The following is a 17,811-nucleotide window of genomic DNA, read 5'->3' as shown; positions in this document are numbered from 1 at the left end:
TTAGAAGTGGTACTTGACCAGCGCCTGCACGGCGGTTTGGTGGAAGTCATCCGAACCGTCGATCGGCTTCACGCCGTATTTGTTGTGCCACATGTTCACTTCGGTGCCGACGTAGAGCTGGCGCTCCTTGCCGAACAGGGCCTTGCCGGCATCCCACTTGACTTGGATGGAGGAGCCGACCGAGGTCTGGGTATTGGCGTCCTTGGACGGGGCGCGCCAGTCGATGTAACCGTCGACGACGAAGTCCTGCCCGCCGATGGCGAAGGGGTAGGCGCCGTTGACGGTCAGCTGGTAGGTGTTGCCGTTGCTGTCCTGGTCGGCGAAGAACACCTGGTTGTTGACCTTAACCCGATACAGGTTGGCATTGAGGTAGGCGAAGCCGGGTGCGTTCCAGGACGTGCCGATGCCATACAGGTAGTTCTCGGTCCCCGGGCCACCATTGCCTTTTTCGTAGGTGAAGGCCGCATAGACGTCCTTCAGCGGGCCGGCGGACAGGTCCAGGCCGGTCAGCCAGCTGAGGCTGACGCGCGGGGAGAGCTCCAGGTAGTAGAAGTTCTCTTCGCGGTGCTGGCGGAAGGTGCCATTGCTGAAGCTGCCCCGCGACTGGGTGTTGTCGGCCAGGACGTAGTCATAGAAACCGAACATGTCCCCCCAGGCCCAACCACTGGCGTGTTCGAAGGTGAAGGTGGTCTGGGTCTTCTGTTCTTCGTCGAACTGGCCTTCGTTGAAGCTCTCGCCATACAGGTAGGTCAGGCTGTTGTCCTGCCAGAACAGCAGGTCGCCGGCGTTGGCCTGGTAGGTGGTGAGCAGGCCGGCAGATAGGGCGAGGCAGTGGGGAAGGTGTTTGAGCTTCATCGGAGTTTCCTTATTTTTAGGACAGACAAGGATTGGCACCCCGCGCCGAGGCGCGGGGCGGTACAGGGGTGGTTGAGTGGACGCTTGCTTTAGTTGCCGCGGCCGGCTAGGCCCATGCCCTCATCGAGGTCTTGCGGCATCGCACCGGGCTCGGCGCCCGGGCGGCTCTGCAGGACGCTGTGCAGCTGCGCCTCGGGCTCGAAGTCGCTCTCCTGCTCGAGCTGCTCCTCCGGGAGGAAGAGGTTGAGCAGGATGGCGCTGAAGGCGCCGATGGTGATCGGTGAACCGAAGATGTTCTTCAGCGCGTCGGGCATCTGCGACAGGGCTTCGGGCACGCCGGCCACGCCCAGACCCAGGCCCAGGGAGATGGCCACGATCAGCACATTGCGCCGGTGCAGCCCGGCCTCGCTGAGGATCTTGACGCCGGCCACGGCGACTGTGCCGAACATGATTAGGGTGGCGCCGCCCAGCACGGGCTTGGGCATCAGCTGCAGCACCGCGCCGACCGCCGGGAACAGGCCGAGCAGCACCAGCAGGCCGGCGATATAGAAGGCCACGTGACGGCTGGCCACGCCGGTGAGCTGGATCACCCCGTTGTTCTGGCTGAAGGTGGTCATCGGCAGGCTGTTGAACATCGCCGCGACGGCCGAGTTGCAACCGTCGGCCAGTACCCCGGACTTGATCCGGCGCAGGTACAGCGGGCCGGCTACCGGCTGCTTGGAGATGATCGAATTGGCGGTAAGGTCGCCGGCAGTCTCCAGCGGAGTGATCAGGAAGATCACCGCGATCGGCACGAAGGCCACCCAGTCGAAGTCGAAGCCGTACTTGAAGGGCACCGGCACGCTGACCAGCGGCACCTCGGCCATGTCGGCGAAGTCCACCTGGCCGGTGAACCAGGCCACCGCGAAGCCGAGGAGCAGGCCGACGATCACCGCCGACAGACGGACCACCTGGGAGGCGGAGCGATTGAGCAGGACGATGCTGCCGAGCACCAAGGCGCCCAGGCCCAGGTGGTGCAGGGCGCCGAGGTCCGGGGCGCCGAAACCGCCGGCGATGTCGGTCATCGCCACCTTGATCAGCGACAACCCCATCAGGCAGATGATGGTGCCGGTGACCACCGGGGTGATGACCTTGCGCAGCTTGTTGATGAACTGGCTGAAGGCGATCTCGACGAAGGCGGCGCAGAAGCACACGCCGAAAATGGTCGAGAGGATCTCCTCCTCGCTGCCGCCGCGGCCCTTGACGATGAAGCCGGCGCTGAGGATCACGCTGAGAAAACCGAAACTGGTGCCCTGCAGGCACAGCAGGCCGGAGCCGATGGGGCCCAGGCGCTTGGCCTGGACGAAGGTGCCGATCCCGGAGACGAACAGCGCCATGCTCACCAGGTAGGGCACATGGGCGCCCAGGCCGAGCACGCCGCCGATGATCAGCGTTGGGGTGATGATGCCGACGAAGCTGGCCAGCACATGCTGCAGGGCGGCGAAGATCGCCGGGGCGAAGTCGGGGCGGTCATCCAGTTGGTAGATCAGGTCGTTGCTGCCAGCAGACGGAGCTGTGGCTGTGGGCGTACTTGTCGTGGTCATGTCAGAGCCTGCCAGTTGTTCTTATATGGTCATGGGCTTGCACGAGGCTTCACGGCGCCTCCGTCTGATCGCGGAAAAACTGTCCGACTGGTCAGAGTCGGCTGACTATAACAATATGCGCACAGCGTTAAAAACAATTTATTTGAATATTGTGCACAAAAAATTGGCTGGGAACGCTGCTCGTTCCTGTGGCATGCCCGGGCCTGAGCGACCCGGCGCTGCGAGTCGCCGGTTCCGGCGGTGACAGGAGCGCTAGTAGGCTCCCGGTCGCAGTTCGTGGGCGACGTGCTCGGCCAGGCCGGCGCCGGCTTCGCTCATGGTCAGGTAGGTGCGGTCGGCGCCGGCCTCGAGGATGCGCTGGGCGATGTCCTCGTACATGGCATGGGAGGCGATCAGGCCGGGAAAGCCGCGTTCGCGCAGTTGGCCGATGGAGATGATCTTGGTCTCGGCGTCGTTGAGCGCCAGGATCACCGCTTCGACAAGGGGCATGTCCAGGCGTTGCCAGAGCATCTGGTCCTCGCCGTCGGCGAACAGCGCCCGCCGCCCGGCCTTGGCGCAGGCCTCGATGACCACCGGGTCGGAGTCCAGCCCCACCACTTCGAAACCCTTGGCCCTGAGGTAGTCGAAGGCGGCGCGACCGGTGCGCCCCATGCCCATGATCACGATCTGTGCGTCGCCCAGGGACAGCGGTTGTTCGTCCGGGTGCTCGGTGTCGCGCTCCAGCGGGATCAGCCAGCGGGCGAGGCGCTTGTAGAGCGGGTGGGCCAGACGGCTCAGGGGCGCGGAGATGACGAAGGACAGGGCCACGGTGATGGCCAGGGGGATCAGCCATTGCGGCAGCACCACGCTGGCGACTATCAGGCCGAACTCGCTGTAGTTGGTCAGGCTGACGCTGCCGAGGAAGGCGCTGCGGGCGCGCAGGCGGAACAGCACGAACAGCACGAAGAACAGCAGACCCTTGAACGGCAGCAGCACCGCCATGACCACGGCAAAGGCCAGGGCATCGGGACCCGGCAGGCCGCTGATGCCGATCTGCAGGAAGAAGCCGACCAGGAACACCTCCTTGATGCTCCACAGCGCGTTGGACAGCTCGATGGCACGCTTGTGCCTGGCCAGCATGATGCCGAAGGCCAGGGCGCCGAGTTCCGAGCTGAGGCCGAGGGACTCGAAACCATAGCCGCCGATGACCAAGGCCAGCAGCAGGCCCAGCAGCACCATCAGCTCCTCGTGGCCGCTGGCGTCCAGCAGGCGGAACAGCAGCGGTCGCAGCAGGGGCAGGGCGAACACCAGCAGAGCCCAGGGGGAGGGGGCCTCGCTGTTGGCCAGGCTCATCACCAGCAGGGCGAGCAGGTCCTGGATGATCAGCACGCCGATGGCCAGGCGGCCGTGGAAGGAGCGCAGTTCGCGCTTGCTCTCCAGCACCTTGGCCGCCAATACCGTGCTGGAGAAGGACAGGGCCACCGACAGCAGTACCGCCTCGCGCAGCGGCAACCCGAGGATCAGCAGTACGGCGGCGAGAAACAGCAGGCCGGAGATGAGAAAGTGCAACAGGCCGCCGCCGATCACCTCTATCCGCACCAGGTTGCTCAGCTTCAGCTTCAGGCCGATGGTGAACATCAGCAGCAGGACGCCGAGGTGGGCGACGTGGGTGAGAATCGAGCTGTCCAGCGGCCCGATGTGCAGATACTGGCCGAGTCCCGACAGGGTGAAGCCGGCAGCCAGGTAGCCGACCAGGGGGGGTAAACCGATAAAGCGCGCGGCCAGGCCCATCAAGAATGCGAAGGCGATCCAGCTGGCTTCGAGCATCGGCAATACCTATGGCGGCGTTCGCGTGGATGGGCTCCAGTCAGTGTAGCGGGCTGCCGGAATCGGCAGTCGGACCCCGGGCTCCGGAGCGACAAAAGCAGAAGCCCGCCAAGGGGCGGGCTTCTGCTCGGGGGTACCCAAGTGTCGCGGCGTTAGTTGGTCTGCGCGCCCTGGGCGATCCAGGCGCCGATCAGGTCCCGTTCCTCCTGGGTCATCTGGGTGATGTTGCCCAGCGGCATGATCTGGCTGGCGACGCTCTGTGCATGGATCTTCGCCGCCTGCTGCTGGATCTGCTGCGGGGTGTCGAGCATCAGGCCGGCCGGTGCGCTGCTGAACATCGGGCTGCTCGGGCTGGCCGAGTGGCACACGGTGCAGCGCTCCTGGATCACGCTGTTGACCTTGGCGAAGTTGCTGTCGGCGCCGTCGGCCGGGGTTGCGTCAGGCTGGGCGGCGGCACTCGACTGCTCGGCCGGGGCGCTGCTCTGCTCGGCGGGCAGGGTCTCGACCTTGGCGACGCTGGCGTCCACGGCCTGCTGGCTCGCGGCCACCGGCGCGGCGCTCGGTGCCGGGCGCACCGGTGCGGTGACGTAGGCCAGGCAGATCATGCCCAGGGCCGCGGCCGGCAGGGTCCAGGCGAACTTGCTGCTGTCGTGGCGGGTGTTGAAGTAGTGGCGCACCAGTACCGCCAGAATCGCGATGCCCGCCAGGATCAGCCAGTTGTACTGGCTGCCGTAGGTGCTCGGGAAGTGGTTGCTGATCATGATGAACAGCACCGGCAGGGTGAAGTAGTTGTTGTGGCGCGAGCGCAGCAGGCCCTTGGCCGGCAATACCGGATCGGGCTCGCGGTTCTCTTCGATGGCCTTAACCAGGGCGCGCTGGGCCGGCATGATGGTGAAGAACACGTTGCCGACCATGATGGTGCCGATGATGGCGCCGACATGGATATAGGCCGCGCGACCGCTGAAGATCAGGCTGAAGCCCCAGGCCGCCGCGATCAGCAGGACGAACAGCACCGCACCGAGCAGGGCCGGCTGCTTGCCCAGGGCCGAGTCGCAGAGGAAGTGGTAGGCCACATAGCCGGCCACCAGCGAACCGAGGCCGATGGCGATGGCGACGGCCGGGGCCATGTCGCTACCGGGGGCGATCAGGTACAGGCTGGGGTTGAGGTAGTAGACCACCATCAACAGGGCGACGCCCGACAGCCAGGTGAAGTAGGCCTCCCATTTGAACCAGTGCAGGTTCTCCGGCATTTTCGGCGGAGCCAGCTTGTACTTTTCCAGGTGGTAGATGCCGCCGCCGTGGATCGCCCAGAGGTCGCCGGACAGGCCCTCGCGAGGATTGCTGCGGTTGAGGTTGTTTTCCAGCCAGACGAAATAGAAGGATGCGCCGATCCAGGCGATGCCGGTGATCATATGGACCCAGCGGATGCCCAGGTTCAGCCATTCAGTCAAATGTGCTTCCACAGTGTGTACCTCTTTCCCAGTGCCGGTGTGCCGGTCCCCTGGGCTTCTCTTATTGGTGGGGGTCGAGGAGCAGTTGCTCTGCCTCGGTAAAGAAATGCTCATCGCAGTTGTTGCCAGAACCGCTGCGATCAACCACCAGGAAGTCATCCCGCTTTTCGATCGTCAGCACCGGGTGGTGCCAGACGCCGCGATGGTAATTAATGCCCTGCCTGCCGTTGCTGCGGAAGGCGCGGACCAACTCCGATTCAGGTGCATCGCCAAGTGGCGCGACCACGATCAGAAAGGGGTGGCCGAGCAGCGGCACGAAGGCCTGGCTGCCCAGCGGATGGCGCTCCAGCATGCGCACGGTCAGCGGCATCTCGAGCGCCTCGGCGCTGAAGATGCTGATGATCGCCCGATCCTCCGGCTGGGCGGTCTCCACCGTGGCCAGCTTGTGGTAGCGGCGGGTGGAGCCGTTGTTGATCATGAAGAACTCGCTGCCCTCGGTCTCGATGACGTCGCCGAAGGGGGCGAAGGCTTCTTTGCTCAAGGGCTCGATGATCAGTTTGCGCATGTCGGTCTACTTGTTCTCTGTTGCGTTGACGCCCCCGGCCGCAGCCGGGGGCGGTGGCCTTACTTGCTGACTTTGCCGAACAGGCGCAGGCGGCTGATGCCGCCGTCGGGGAACACGTTCACCCGCACGTGGGTGATCGGCCCCAGGGCCTGGATCTGTTCGACGAACTCGTGCTCGGCGTGCATGGACAGTTTCTGGCTCGGCAGCAGTTCGCGCCAGAACAGGCTCTGGGTCTCGATCTGGCTGTCGGTGCCGCCCTTGACGAAGGCGCCCTGGATCGAGCAGCTGTCCGGGTAGTTGCCCTTGAAGTGCAGGGTATCGACGACGATGCGCTCGATCTCGCCGGGATGGCCGAGGGCGACTATGACCCAGTCGTTGCCCGGGGTGCGGCGGCGCGCGGTTTCCCAGCCGTCGCCCATGTTGATGCCGCGGCCCGGGTTGAGGATGTTGCTCATGCGGCCGAAGTGCTCGTCGGAGCAGGCCAGGGCGCGGCCGCCATTGAGGGCGGCGGCCAGGTCGACCTGCTCGTTGTCGCCGACGTTGCTCCAGTCGCGGAACGGCACGCCGTAGACGCGCAGGCGGGCGACGCCGCCATCGGGGTAGATGTTGAAGCGCAGGTGGGTGAAGGCCTGGGCGTTGGCGATCTCGTGGTAGTGATGGCTGTTGCCCTGCAGCTCCACGGCCGGCAATACCTCGGCCCACTCGGTGGCCTCGGTCGGGTCGCCCTCGGCGACGAAGCAGCCTTCCAGGGAGGCCGACGGCGGGAAGTTGCCGGTGAAGAAGCTGGTGTCGATGTCCACGCCCTTGATCGAGCCCGGCACGCCGAGGCGGATGACGGCGTGGTCGTAGCCCTCGAAGCGCTTGCGGCGCGACTCCCAGCCGTCCATCCACTTGCCGTTGTCGTCGAACACGCCTTCCTTCCAGGCGGCCGGGGTCGGCTGGAACAGGCGGTTGACGTCGGCGAACCAGTCGTCGGTGACCGAGATGGCCTGGGTGCCGAGGCGGGCGTCGGCGAGGTTGACGTATTTCTCGAAGGGTACGGCGTAAGCTTTCATTAATGATCTGCCTCAGGTGTTGGCGTGAATGGGGCGCGTGCGACTAGAGCTGCTGCAGGCGGAACAGGGCGATCTTGTTGATCTCGGCCAGGGCGCGGGCGAACTCCTGCTCGGGGTCGTTGTGGATGCGCTCCTCGAAGGCCGCGAGTATCTGGTGCCGGTTGCTGCCCTTCACCGCCATGATGAAGGGGAAGCCGAACTTGGCCTTGTAGGCGTCGTTCAGTTCGGTGAAACGGGCAAACTCCTCGGCGGTGCACTGATGAATGCCGGCGCCGGCCTGTTCCGAGGTGCTCGACTCGGTCAACTCGCCCTGGATGGCGGCCTTGCCGGCCAGGTCCGGGTGCGCGTTGATCAGCGCCAGCTGCATCTCATGGCTGGCGCTGAGCAGCAGGTCGGCCATGCGCTGGTGCAGGCCATCGATGGTGTCGACGCGCGCATCCAGCCCCAGGTCGAAGGCCTTCTCGGCGACCCAGGGCGAGTGCTCGTAGATATCGGCGAAGGCGTTGACGAAGTCCGCGCGGCTCAGCTGGGACGGGGTCAGGGTCTGGAAACGGCTCATTTCGCACTCTCTTTGAAGGGGTGGGTGGCGTGCCAGTGGCGGGCGATGTCGACGCGGCGGGCGCACCACACTTTGTCGTGGCTCTTCACGTAGTCGAGGAAGCGCGCGAGCGAGGCCAGACGTGCCGGGCGGCCGAGCAGGCGGCAATGCATGCCGATGGACAGCATCTTCGGCGCGCCCTCGGCACCCTCGGCGTAGAGCACGTCGAAGGCGTCCTTGAGGTACTGGTAGAAGTCGTCGCCGGTGTTGAAGCCCTGCACCTGGGTGAAGCGCATGTCGTTGGTGTCCAGCGTATAGGGGATCACCAGGTGGGGCTTGGCCGCGGTGCTGGCCGGGTCCCAGTAGGGCAGGTCGTCGTCGTAGGTGTCGGAGTCGTAGAGGAAGCCGCCTTCCTCCATCACCAGGCGGCGAGTATTCGGCCCGATGCGCCCGGTGTACCAGCCCAGCGGGCGTTCGCCGGTCAGTTCGGTGAGGATGCGGATGGCCTCGAGCAGGTGCTCGCGCTCGGTGGCCTCGTCCAGGTACTGGTAGTCGATCCAGCGGTAGCCATGGCTGCAGATCTCATGGCCGGCGGCGACCATGGCCTTGATCACTTGCGGGTGACGCTGGGCGGCCATGGCCACGGCGAACACGGTCAGCGGAATACCGTGGCGTTGGAACAGCTTGAGCAGGCGCCAGACGCCGGCGCGGCTGCCGTATTCGTAGAGCGACTCCATGCACAGGTTGCGCTGGCCTTGCAGCGGCTGTGCGGCGACCATCTCGGAGAGGAAGGCCTCGGATTCCTTGTCACCGTGCAGCACATTGCGTTCGCCGCCTTCCTCGTAGTTGAGGACGAACGACAGGGCGATGCGGGCATCGCCCGGCCACTGCGGATGCGGCGGGTTGTTGGCGTAACCGATCAGGTCGCGTGGGTAGTCAGCGCTCACTGCAGTCTTCCTTATTGGGTGTTGTTGCGGCCTCTGCGTCGCCCGGGGGTATCGGGGGTACGCAGCCGTGTTGGGGTAATTGTATACAAATTGATTTGTGATTTGTAAATCTAAAATTTGCCTTCTTCGTAAAAACCCGAGCTAGGGGCAGTGCCTCGCCTGCCTGCTCGTTTCTTGGGCATATCTGGTGTGGTGCAGGCCTCTAACGGGTTTTTCGTTTCGGCTTTCCGAAGCAGGTAGTGTGAAAAATAGTCGGAATTATTGTGTACAATTATCATGCAAAAATGTTCCGTTTTGTGCATTCCATGTTAAGCTGCTGGCCAGCACCAGGCTGATCGCGCTGGGGCGATCCGGTAGTTTTCATAAGCGTAGAGGAGGTGTGGTGTCTGCGTGGCCGCTGGCCGGCGCGGGCGCCCTGAACCAATGGGACGATTGACGACACATGTGCTAGATGCCGCGCACGGCTGCCCCGGCAGTGCGCTGAAGATCGAGCTGTACCGCGTCGAAGGTGCGCAGCTGGAATTGCTCGCCAGCGTGCAGACCAATCACGATGGCCGTTGTGACGCGCCGATTCTGCAGGGCGAGGACTACCGCAGCGGCGTCTACCAACTGCATTTCCATGCCGGCGACTACTACAGGGCGCGGGGGGTGGAGCTGCCCAGCCCGGCGTTTCTCGATGTGGTGGTGTTGCGCTTCGGCATCGATGCCGGCCAGGAGCACTACCACGTGCCGCTGCTGATCTCGCCCTACAGCTACTCCACCTATCGCGGCAGCTGACCCCGAATGCTTGTCACCCTCTGACTCCGTCAACGAGTCCTTGGCCCGCCTGCTGCGGGCTTTTTTACGGCTGCAGCAAGCAGGTCATGACAGGGGGGCTTATGGCGGCAGTGTCTCGGCCCCGGCGAGCGTGTCGTCGGGGCCGAGCCTGGTGAGGGGCTGTCAGGTGCGGAAACGCTGGACCAGGCCGTTGAGCTCCTGGGAGAGGCTGGAGAGGTTCTGCGAGTCGGAGCGCGCCGACTCGGCCAGGTCGGCCACCAGCTGGGCGTCGCCGTGAATCTGGGTGATATGGCGGTTGATGTCCTCGGCCACCTGATGCTGCTCTTCCGCGGCGGTGGCGATTTGCGCATTCATGTCGCGGATCACGTCGACCGACTCGCGAATCAGGCCGAAGCTCGCGCTCGCGTCGTTGATGCTGGAAACGGTGCGCTGCGACACCTCCAGGCTGGCATGCATCTGCTTGGCCATCTGCCGGGTGCGTTGCGCCAGGTTGCTGAGCAGGCCGTCGATTTCCGCGGTGGAGTCGGAGGTGCGCTTGGCCAGGGCCCGCACCTCGTCGGCGACCACCGCGAAGCCGCGACCCTGTTCGCCGGCGCGGGCCGCCTCGATGGCGGCGTTCAACGCCAGCAGGTTGGTCTGTTCGGCGATCGAGCGGATAGTGCCGAGAATCGACTGGATGTTGTTGTTGTCCTGTTCCAGTTGCTGCATGGCGGCGGCCGCCTGGGAGATTTCCCGGCTCAGCTGCTCGACGCTGCTCACCGCGGCGTCGATCTGCAGCTGCCCCTCCTGGGCCTGGCGCTGGCCGCTGTCGGCGGAGTCCGCGGCCTGGTTGCAGGAGCGCGCCACTTCGTTGGCCGTGGCGACCATCTCGTGGAAGGCGGTGGAGACCATGTCGACCGACTCGCGCTGGCGTCCGGCGGCTTCGGCCATGTTCCCGGATACCTGGGCGGAGGTGCCGGAGGTCTGGTGGATCTGCTTGGACGCCTGGCCGATGTTCAGGATCAGTTGGCGGATGCTGGCGAGGAACTGGTTGAACCAGCCGGCCAGCTGCGCGGTTTCGTCCTGACCGCGGACGGTCAGCGAGCGGGTCAGGTCGCCTTCGCCCTGGGCGATGCCCTCCAGGCCCGAGGCCACGGCGCGGATCGGGCTGACGATCAGGCCGGCGAAGCTGGCGCCGACGAAGGCGAACACCAGGGCCAGCAGCGCCGCCAGGCCGACGATCACCCAGGTCAGCTGGGTCGCGCCGGCCATCACCTCGGACTGGCGGATCAGACCGATGAAGCGCCAGCCGAGGCGCTCCGACGGCCAGACGTTGGCCATGTAGCGCACGCCGTCGATCTCGACTTCGACCAGCCCCTTGTCCGCGGAGGCCAGCGCCGCATAGCCGGCGCCCAGCTCGCCGAGCTTCTTGAAGTTGTGCTCTGGCTGGCTCGGGTCGACCAGCACCGTGCCGTTGTTCTCCATCAGCATCAGGTAGCCGCTTTCGCCCAGCTTGATGCCCTTGACGATGTCGGTCAGCTGATTGAGCGACACGTCGATGCCGAGGACCCCGCCCGGGTTGCCCAGGGCATTGGCGATGCTGCGCACGCTGGCGAGCAGCACGGCATCGTCGACGGCCCAGTAATAGGCATCGGTGCGCACGGTCTGACCCTGGTTGGCCATGGCCTTCTGGTACCAGGGGCGCTGGCGTGGGTCGTAGTTGCTCAGCTTGGGGTCTTCCGGCCAGCTGACATAGCCGCCGTCGACGGTGCCCAGGGAAATGTAGGCATAGCCCGGGTGACTGGCGCCGAAATCGGCGAACAGCTTGAGGATCTGCTTGTCCTGCTCGCCGGCCGGGGTGTTGGCGGCATCGGCGGCGGTATAGCGCTTGAGGTTGGCGTCGGAGGCGGCGAGCAGGGGATGTTTGGCCAGGTATTCGACGTTCTGGTTGATGCCGTCGAAGAACAGTTGCATGGCGTTCTCCACCTGGCGGATTTCCCGTGCGCTGGTTTCGACGAACTCGTCTTTCGCCTCGCTGCGCAGGTTCAAGACCACCAGGGTGGCGACCAACATGATCGGCACGCAGGCGATGACGGCAAAGGCCCAGGTCAATTTTTGTTTTATGTTCATCGGGAGTTCCTGCTGGGTAGGCACGCAGACGGTTGGTGACGGCTCCTATTCTGTCGGCTAATTGGCGTCGGGCTTTAGTCAATTACGACACAAACATGACGGACATGCGCCGGTGCCCCGCTGGGGCCGGGCGACTGTTGCAGGGGGGAGGTGGCCCGCGCGGAGGCTGGTGCCGCGGGCGGGCGAAAGGGGGCTGTGCGCGGCTGCGACCGTTTGAGCCGCTGCGGGATGCTCAGCGGCTCAGCAGGGAGGCCGTGCCGGCACTGGCGAACAACCCGGCGCTGATGCGGTTGAACCACACCTGGCCCTGGCCTGTGCGCAGGTAGCGTGCGGCGCCGTGGGCGCCGAGGCCGTAGAACAGCTTGCAGCCCAGGTCCAGTACGGTCCAGGTGAGGATCAGCACCAGCAACTGGCTGAGCAGGGGGCGGTCGGCGCTGATGAACTGCGGCAGGAAGGCGGCGAAGAACAGGATGTCCTTGGGGTTGCTGGCGCCCAGGCCGAAGGCCTTCCAGAACAGGCTGCGGAAACCGGGGTTGACCGGCTGTTCCTCGGCCTGTGCCGGCTTGGCGGCCTGGCGCGATTGCTGCCAGCTCTGCCAGGCGAGGTAGAAGAGGTAGAGGGCGCCGAGCAGCTTGAGGACGCTGAACAGCCGCTCCGAGGCCAGCAGCAGGGCGCCCAGGCCCAGTGCCGAGGCGCTGAGCAGGCAGATCGAGGCCGAAACGCCGCCGAGGAATGCCGGCAGGGAGCGGCTCAGGCCGTAGTTCAGGCTGTTGCTGACCATCAGCAGGGACAGCGGACCGGGGATCAGGATCACGATCAGTGCGGCGCTGGCGAACAGCAGCCAGGTTTCCAGGCTCATGGGTGGCCTCCACAAGTGGCGAAACCCCCGGCACTTGCGTGCCGGGGGCGGGTAGGGCTCAAGCCAACCTTACAGGAAGGCGAACTTGGCGATAAAGATGATGCACAGCACGTAGAGGCTGACGGAGACCTTGCTGCGCTGGCCGGTGAGCAGCTTCAGCGTGGCGTAGGTCAGGAAGCCCAGGGCGATGCCGTTGGCGATGGAGAAGGTCAGCGGCATCATCACCACGGTGACGATGGCCGGGATGGTGTCGGTCAGGTCTTCCCAGTCGATATGGGCCATGCCGCTCATCATCAGCATCGCCACATAGATCAGCGCACCGGCGGTGGCATAGGCCGGAATCATGCCGGCCAGGGGGGCGAAGAACATCGCGGCGAGGAACAGCAGGCCGACGGTGACGGCGGTGAGACCGGTACGGCCGCCGGCGGCGACGCCCGAGGCGCTTTCCACATAGCTGGTCACCGGCGGGCAGCCGACCATGGCGCCGATCACGCTGGAGGTGCTGTCGGCCTTGAGAGCCCTGGACAGGTTCTGGATCTTGCCGTCCTCGTCCACCAGGTTGGCGCGGTGGGCGACCCCCATCAGGGTGCCGGCGGTGTCGAACATGTTGACGAAGAGGAAGGCCAGGATGACGCTGACCATGGCCACGTTGAAGGCCCCGGCGATGTCCATGGCCAGGAAGGTGGGGGCCAGGCTCGGCGGCATCGACACCAGGCCGTTGTACTCGACCAGGCCCAGGGCCCAGCCCAGGGCGGTGACGCCGAGCATGCTGAAGAGAATGGCGCCGAACACGTTGCGGTGGCTGAGCACGGCGATCAGCAGGAAGCACACGGCGGCCAGCAGGGCCGAGGGCTCGCCGAAGGAACCCATGGTCAGCAGGGTGGCGGGGCTGTCGACCACTATGCCGGCGGTCTTCAGGCCGATCAGGCCGAGGAACAGACCGACCCCGGCGCCCATGGCGAAGCGCAGGCTCATGGGAATGCTGTTGAGCAGCCACTCGCGGATGCGCGACAGGCTCATGATCATGAACAGGATGCCGGAGATGAACACCGCGCCCAGGGCGATCTGCCAGCTGTAGCCCATCTCGCCGACCACCGTGTAGGTGAAGAAGGCGTTCAGGCCCATGCCCGGCGCCAGGCCCACCGGCCAGTTGGCGTACAGGCCCATGAGGAAGCAGCCGAGGGCGGCGCCGATGCAGGTGGCGACGAAGGCAGCGCCGTGATCGACGCCGGCGCCGGCCATGATGTTGGGGTTGACGAAGATGATGTAGGCCATGGTGACGAAGGTCGTCAGGCCGGCCAGCAGTTCGGTTTTGATGGTGGTGCGGTGCTCGGTCAGCTTGAAGAAGCGGTCGAGTAAGCCGGCTTTCGCCAGGCCTTGGGCGTGAGTCGCAAGTTGTTCTTGTTTAGCGCTTTCCACAGCGGGTACTCCTCATATCTCTTGTTGTGTACCACCCAGAGTCAAGGCTTCGACTCTCTGAGGCAGGTGGTGCGTTTGGGGCGCTTGCTGGCTTAGTTGTTGACCGAGCGGTCAGGAAGTCGCCCAGTCGCGATTATGCTGTTGTATACAAAAAAAGCAAATAATGTTTTCTGTGGTGTGTGTGACCTACTCGATGCGCGATTGAGGAAAAAAGTGCTTGGTTTGTGTGTTCGGAGAAGGCGGGCTCCTGAACAAAAAAATCAACCAAATCAGATGGGTAGGAGATTTACAGGGGGTGGAGAGGGCGAGGGCAGGGCGCTCCACGAGGTCTCCTCGGCGCATCGGCTAGGGATTCGAGACTGGGTTTATGAGTAAGAAGGGGCGCCTCTTATAAGAAATGGATTTAGCGAGCCCGCCGTGTGCGGCCCGCCATGGGCACCGTCGAGGATTAGGGTGCAGGGCTGGAGGGCAGTGTTCGGGTTGGTTGAATTGTGTACAATGGTCCGATGTTTTCTGTGATTCGTGCCGTCGACGGCTTGCCAGGTACGGGGTGAATCGCAGTAGAGTTCCCTGGTACCAGGCCGCCCTCTTTAGATACGAGCCAGAATGAACGAACAATTGCAGCCCCTTAAGAAGCAGCCGCGCACCGGCAAGAGCAGCCGCAGCGGGACTCAGGACGATGTCGTCTACGCCCATATCTTCGATGCCATCCTCGAACAGCGCCTGGCGCCCGGCACCAAGCTGAGCGAGGAGGCCCTGGGCGAGATCTTCGGCGTCAGCCGCACCATCATCCGCCGCGCCCTGTCGCGCCTGGCCCACGAGGGCGTGGTGCTGCTACGGCCGAACCGTGGCGCGGTGGTGGCCAGCCCCAGCGTCGAGGAGGCCCGGCAGATCTTCTATGCACGGCGTATGGTCGAGCGCGCGATCACCGAGCTGGCGGTGGAGCATGCCACCGCCGAGCAGCTGACCGAGTTGCGCCAGATGGTGGAAGACGAGCATGCGAGCTTCGCCCGAGGCGATCGCGGCGCCGGCATTCGCCTGTCCGGCGAGTTCCACCTGAAACTGGCCGAGGCGGCGCGCAATGCGCCGCTGATCAGCTTCCAGCGCAGCCTGGTGTCGCAGACCTCGCTGATCATCGCCCAGTACGAAAGCGGCAGCCGCTCGCACTGCTCCTACGACGAGCACAATCAGCTGATCGACGCCATCGAGGCGCGCGACGCCGCCCGGGCGGTGAGCCTGATGATGCATCACATGGACCATATCGATAGCAAGCTCAACCTGGACGAGGAGAGCGCCTCGGACGATCTGCACGCGGTGTTCTCCCACGTGCTGCAGACCAAGAAGAAGCCGGGCCGCAACGGCGCCGCTCGCTGAGCGAGATTCGCCAGAAAGCCCCGCGGCTTGCGCCGCGGGGCTTTTTTCATGGTCGCGGTTCGGCGGGACGTATGAATGGGCTCAATCGCGGCGGTGCACCGACTGCCCGGCGGCGTAGGTCTCCTTCACCGCGCGATCGTCGCCGAGCATGGTGAGGGCGAACAGTTTCTCGGCCAGGGTCTTGGCCTGCTGCATGCGGTAGCTGATCAGCGGGGTGGCGTTGTAGTCCAGCACCACGAAGTCGGCGTCCTTGCCGCTGGCGAAGTTGCCGATCTTGTCGTCCAGGTACAGCGCGTTGGCGCCGCCCAGAGTGGCCAGGTACAGCGACTTGAAGGGGTCGAGCTTCTTGCCCTGCAGCTGCATCACCTTGTAGGCCTCGTTCAGCGACTGCAGCTGGCTGAAGCTGGTGCCGGCGCCGACGTCGGTGCCCAGGCCGACCCGCACGCCGTGCGCCTCCAGCTTGTTCAGGTCGAACAGGCCGCTGCCGAGGAACAGGTTGGAGGTGGGGCAGAAGGCCACGGCCGAACCGGTCTCGGCCAGGCGTCGGCACTCCTCGTCACACAGGTGTACGCCGTGGGCGAACACCGAGCGGGCGCCGATCAGTCGATGGTGGTCGTAGACGTCCAGGTAACCCTGACGTTCGGGGAAGAGCTCCTTGACCCACTCGATCTCCTTGCGGTTCTCGGACAGGTGGGTGTGCATGTACAGGCCCGGGTATTCACTCAGCAGCTTGCCGGCCAGCGCCAGCTGTTCCGGCGTGCTGGTGGGGGCGAAACGCGGGGTCACCGCGTAGTGCAGGCGGCCCTTGCCGTGCCAGCGCTCGATCAGCTCCTTGCTGTCGGCGTAGCCGGACTCCGGCGTATCGGTCAGGTAGTCCGGGGCGTTGCGGTCCATCAGCACCTTGCCGGCGATCATCCGCAGGTTCAGCGCCTGGGCCGCCTCGAAGAAGGCATCCACCGACTGCTTGTGCACGCTGCCGAACACCAGGGCGGTGGTGGTGCCGTTGCGCAGCAGCTCCTTGAGGAAGATGCCGGCCACATCGCCGGCATGGGCCTTGTCGGCGAACTGGCGCTCGGTGGGGAAGGTGTAGGTGTTCAGCCAGTCCAGCAGCTGTTCGCCGTAGGAGGCGATCATGCCGGTCTGCGGGTAATGGATGTGGGTGTCGATGAAGCCGGGGGTGATCAGGGCGTCGCGGTATTCGACGACCTCCACATCCTTGAGCGTGGGCAGCAGCTCGGCGGCATGACCGACCCGGGCGATGTGCCCATCCTCGACCAGCAGCAGGCCATCCTCGAAGTACTCATAGGATTGCTCGACCCCGACCACGGCGGGGTCGGCGAGGCTGTGCAGGATGGCGGCGCGGTAGGCTTTCAGGTGGCTGGACATCTGATACGTCTCGATCTCGGTTGGGTCGGGGCGTCTGCGCCCCTGGCTAAGGTGGTGTTGGCGGCGTGCCGCCTAGGATTGGGCGCGGCGCGAGCTGGGCAGCAGTTTGGCGATGCTCGGCTGGCCTTTCTTCACGTCCTGACCGAAGGCGGCGTTGTAGGTGGCGATCACCTCGCCGGCGATGGACACGGCGATCTCCACCGGCAGCTTGCCTTTCACCTCGGCCAGGCCCATGGGGCAGCGCATGCGGGCCATCGTCTCGGGGGCGAAGCCGCGCTCGCGCAGGCGGTGCTCGAACTTGACGCGCTTGGTCTGCGAGCCGATCAGGCCGTAGTAGGCGAAATCGTTGCGCTTGAGGATGGCGGCGGTCAGCTCCAGGTCGAGCTGGTGATTGTGGGTCATGACGATGTAGTAGCTGCCGGCCGGCATGCTATCGACCTCGTCGACCACCTCGTCGTTGACCACTTTGTCCACCCCGGCGGGAATCTGCGCGGGGAATTCGTTTTCCCGCGAATCGATCCAGCGCACCTTGCACGGCAGGCTGGCGAGCAGCGGAACCAGGGCGCGGCCGACATGGCCGGCGCCGAACACGGCGATCTGCGCCTGGGGCTGGCCCATGGGCTCGAACAACAGCACGGTGGCGCCGCCGCAGCACTGGCCGAGGCTGGCGCCGAGGCTGAAACGCTCCAGGCGGGTGTCCTGGCTGCGGCTCTCGAGCATCTCGCGGGCCAGTTTCATGGCCTTGTACTCCAGGTGGCCGCCGCCGATGGTCTCGAAGATGCGCTCGGCGGTGACCACCATCTTCGAACCGGCGTTGCGCGGTGTCGAGCCGCGTTCCTCGATGATGGTCACCAGTACGCAGGGTTGCCCCTGCTGCTGCAGTTCGGCCAATGCGCTGATCCAGCTCATTTGCTCAGCCTCCAGGTCGGCGGCGTCTGTCCCGGGCGCGGTAGGCGCCAGTTGCTCGGCGACGGGTCCAGAATCGGCACCGGAGCCGGGCGTGCGGGTCGGCTATTGGGTTCGGTGTGTTTTGTCATTGTTTTACACCCGTTTCGTTCAGGTCGTGGAGCGGATGTCGCTTGGCCCA

The 17,811-nt window shown here is 65.0% G+C and carries 15 protein-coding genes and 1 pseudogene; 2 read left to right on the top strand and 14 right to left on the bottom strand.

Annotation, left to right across the window (positions count from 1 at the left end; genetic code table 11):
- The 8 genes from ACSX1C_RS06605 to puuE form a co-directional block, all read right to left on the bottom strand.
- A complete protein-coding gene (locus ACSX1C_RS06605; RefSeq protein WP_439888760.1) occupies positions 1 to 855 on the bottom strand; it encodes an outer membrane protein OmpK in 855 nt (284 codons plus the stop codon).
- Between the two features lie 89 nt (positions 856 to 944).
- Complete coding sequence (locus ACSX1C_RS06600) at positions 945 to 2,438, bottom strand: uracil-xanthine permease family protein (protein ID WP_439888759.1); 1,494 nt, start codon at positions 2,436 to 2,438, stop codon at positions 945 to 947.
- 252 nt (positions 2,439 to 2,690) lie between these two features.
- On the bottom strand, positions 2,691 to 4,244 hold the full coding sequence (locus ACSX1C_RS06595; RefSeq protein ID WP_439888758.1) for a cation:proton antiporter domain-containing protein: 1,554 nt from the start codon (positions 4,242 to 4,244) through the stop codon (positions 2,691 to 2,693).
- 152 nt (positions 4,245 to 4,396) lie between these two features.
- Positions 4,397 to 5,707: a urate hydroxylase PuuD gene (locus tag ACSX1C_RS06590; protein WP_439888757.1), complete on the bottom strand. Its 1,311-nt coding sequence runs from the start codon at positions 5,705 to 5,707 to the stop codon at positions 4,397 to 4,399.
- A 49-nt stretch (positions 5,708 to 5,756) separates the two neighbouring features.
- Positions 5,757 to 6,260, bottom strand: coding sequence for an ureidoglycolate lyase (locus tag ACSX1C_RS06585; RefSeq protein ID WP_439888756.1), 504 nt, complete (start codon positions 6,258 to 6,260; stop codon positions 5,757 to 5,759).
- Between the two features lie 59 nt (positions 6,261 to 6,319).
- On the bottom strand, positions 6,320 to 7,315 hold the full coding sequence (gene alc / locus ACSX1C_RS06580) for an allantoicase (protein ID WP_439888755.1): 996 nt from the start codon (positions 7,313 to 7,315) through the stop codon (positions 6,320 to 6,322).
- Between the two features lie 43 nt (positions 7,316 to 7,358).
- Positions 7,359 to 7,874, bottom strand: a complete 516-nt coding sequence (gene uraD / locus ACSX1C_RS06575) for a 2-oxo-4-hydroxy-4-carboxy-5-ureidoimidazoline decarboxylase (protein ID WP_439888754.1) — start codon at positions 7,872 to 7,874, stop codon at positions 7,359 to 7,361.
- Positions 7,871 to 8,800, bottom strand: coding sequence for an allantoinase PuuE (gene puuE, locus ACSX1C_RS06570; protein WP_369959441.1), 930 nt, complete (start codon positions 8,798 to 8,800; stop codon positions 7,871 to 7,873). Before puuE ends, uraD begins: the two co-directional genes overlap by 4 nt.
- A 423-nt stretch (positions 8,801 to 9,223) precedes the next feature.
- Between puuE and uraH the strand changes: the two genes are divergently transcribed.
- Positions 9,224 to 9,577 carry a hydroxyisourate hydrolase gene (gene uraH, locus ACSX1C_RS06565; protein ID WP_318646087.1) on the top strand — a complete coding sequence of 118 codons (354 nt, stop codon included), beginning with the start codon at positions 9,224 to 9,226 and terminating at the stop codon, positions 9,575 to 9,577.
- Positions 9,578 to 9,739: 162 nt separating this feature from the next.
- On the opposite strand, the gene ACSX1C_RS06560 is transcribed toward uraH, so the two are convergent.
- The 4 genes and pseudogenes from ACSX1C_RS06560 to ACSX1C_RS06545 form a co-directional block, all read right to left on the bottom strand.
- Entirely contained in the window at positions 9,740 to 10,444 is a 705-nt protein-coding gene (locus tag ACSX1C_RS06560) for a methyl-accepting chemotaxis protein (protein WP_439889375.1), read from the bottom strand.
- 198 nt (positions 10,445 to 10,642) lie between these two features.
- Positions 10,643 to 11,629 (bottom strand): annotated as a pseudogene (locus ACSX1C_RS06555) (cache domain-containing protein); the annotation flags it as partial.
- A gap of 289 nt (positions 11,630 to 11,918) precedes the next feature.
- The gene (locus tag ACSX1C_RS06550) at positions 11,919 to 12,545 is read right to left on the bottom strand and encodes a LysE family translocator (RefSeq protein WP_439888753.1); all 627 of its coding nucleotides are present in this window, start codon (positions 12,543 to 12,545) and stop codon (positions 11,919 to 11,921) included.
- A 69-nt stretch (positions 12,546 to 12,614) separates the two neighbouring features.
- On the bottom strand, positions 12,615 to 13,964 hold the full coding sequence (locus ACSX1C_RS06545; RefSeq protein WP_439888752.1) for an NCS2 family permease: 1,350 nt from the start codon (positions 13,962 to 13,964) through the stop codon (positions 12,615 to 12,617).
- Between the two features lie 606 nt (positions 13,965 to 14,570).
- Between ACSX1C_RS06545 and ACSX1C_RS06540 the strand changes: the two genes are divergently transcribed.
- On the top strand, positions 14,571 to 15,338 hold the full coding sequence (locus tag ACSX1C_RS06540; RefSeq protein ID WP_439888751.1) for a GntR family transcriptional regulator: 768 nt from the start codon (positions 14,571 to 14,573) through the stop codon (positions 15,336 to 15,338).
- A gap of 81 nt (positions 15,339 to 15,419) precedes the next feature.
- On the opposite strand, the gene guaD is transcribed toward ACSX1C_RS06540, so the two are convergent.
- Positions 15,420 to 16,724 carry a guanine deaminase gene (gene guaD, locus ACSX1C_RS06535; RefSeq protein WP_439888750.1) on the bottom strand — a complete coding sequence of 435 codons (1,305 nt, stop codon included), beginning with the start codon at positions 16,722 to 16,724 and terminating at the stop codon, positions 15,420 to 15,422.
- Between the two features lie 72 nt (positions 16,725 to 16,796).
- Positions 16,797 to 17,633, bottom strand: a complete 837-nt coding sequence (gene xdhC / locus ACSX1C_RS06530; RefSeq protein ID WP_439888749.1) for a xanthine dehydrogenase accessory protein XdhC — start codon at positions 17,631 to 17,633, stop codon at positions 16,797 to 16,799.
- Between the last annotated feature and the right edge of the window lie 178 nt (positions 17,634 to 17,811).

The sequence above is a fragment of the Pseudomonas sp. MBLB4123 genome (genome assembly GCF_051904775.1).
GTDB lineage: Bacteria > Pseudomonadota > Gammaproteobacteria > Pseudomonadales > Pseudomonadaceae > Aquipseudomonas > Aquipseudomonas benzenivorans_B.
The sequence above is the reverse complement of the archived record's forward strand: the minus strand, read 5'-3'. Positions and strand labels throughout refer to the sequence as shown.

Excerpts from the sequence above, each read along its gene's own strand:
- ACSX1C_RS06560 (WP_439889375.1), bottom strand. The coding sequence starts at position 10,444 with ATGGTCGCCACGGCCAACGAAGTGGCGCGCTCCTGCAACCAGGCCGCG.
- guaD (WP_439888750.1), bottom strand. The coding sequence starts at position 16,724 with ATGTCCAGCCACCTGAAAGCCTACCGCGCCGCCATCCTGCACAGCCTC.
- ACSX1C_RS06550 (WP_439888753.1), bottom strand. The coding sequence starts at position 12,545 with ATGAGCCTGGAAACCTGGCTGCTGTTCGCCAGCGCCGCACTGATCGTG.
- ACSX1C_RS06595 (WP_439888758.1), bottom strand. The coding sequence starts at position 4,244 with ATGCTCGAAGCCAGCTGGATCGCCTTCGCATTCTTGATGGGCCTGGCC.
- uraH (WP_318646087.1), top strand. The coding sequence starts at position 9,224 with ATGGGACGATTGACGACACATGTGCTAGATGCCGCGCACGGCTGCCCC.
- ACSX1C_RS06585 (WP_439888756.1), bottom strand. The coding sequence starts at position 6,260 with ATGCGCAAACTGATCATCGAGCCCTTGAGCAAAGAAGCCTTCGCCCCC.
- ACSX1C_RS06600 (WP_439888759.1), bottom strand. The coding sequence starts at position 2,438 with ATGACCACGACAAGTACGCCCACAGCCACAGCTCCGTCTGCTGGCAGC.
- ACSX1C_RS06605 (WP_439888760.1), bottom strand. The coding sequence starts at position 855 with ATGAAGCTCAAACACCTTCCCCACTGCCTCGCCCTATCTGCCGGCCTG.
- xdhC (WP_439888749.1), bottom strand. The coding sequence starts at position 17,633 with ATGAGCTGGATCAGCGCATTGGCCGAACTGCAGCAGCAGGGGCAACCC.
- ACSX1C_RS06540 (WP_439888751.1), top strand. The coding sequence starts at position 14,571 with ATGAACGAACAATTGCAGCCCCTTAAGAAGCAGCCGCGCACCGGCAAG.
- uraD (WP_439888754.1), bottom strand. The coding sequence starts at position 7,874 with ATGAGCCGTTTCCAGACCCTGACCCCGTCCCAGCTGAGCCGCGCGGAC.
- alc (WP_439888755.1), bottom strand. The coding sequence starts at position 7,315 with ATGAAAGCTTACGCCGTACCCTTCGAGAAATACGTCAACCTCGCCGAC.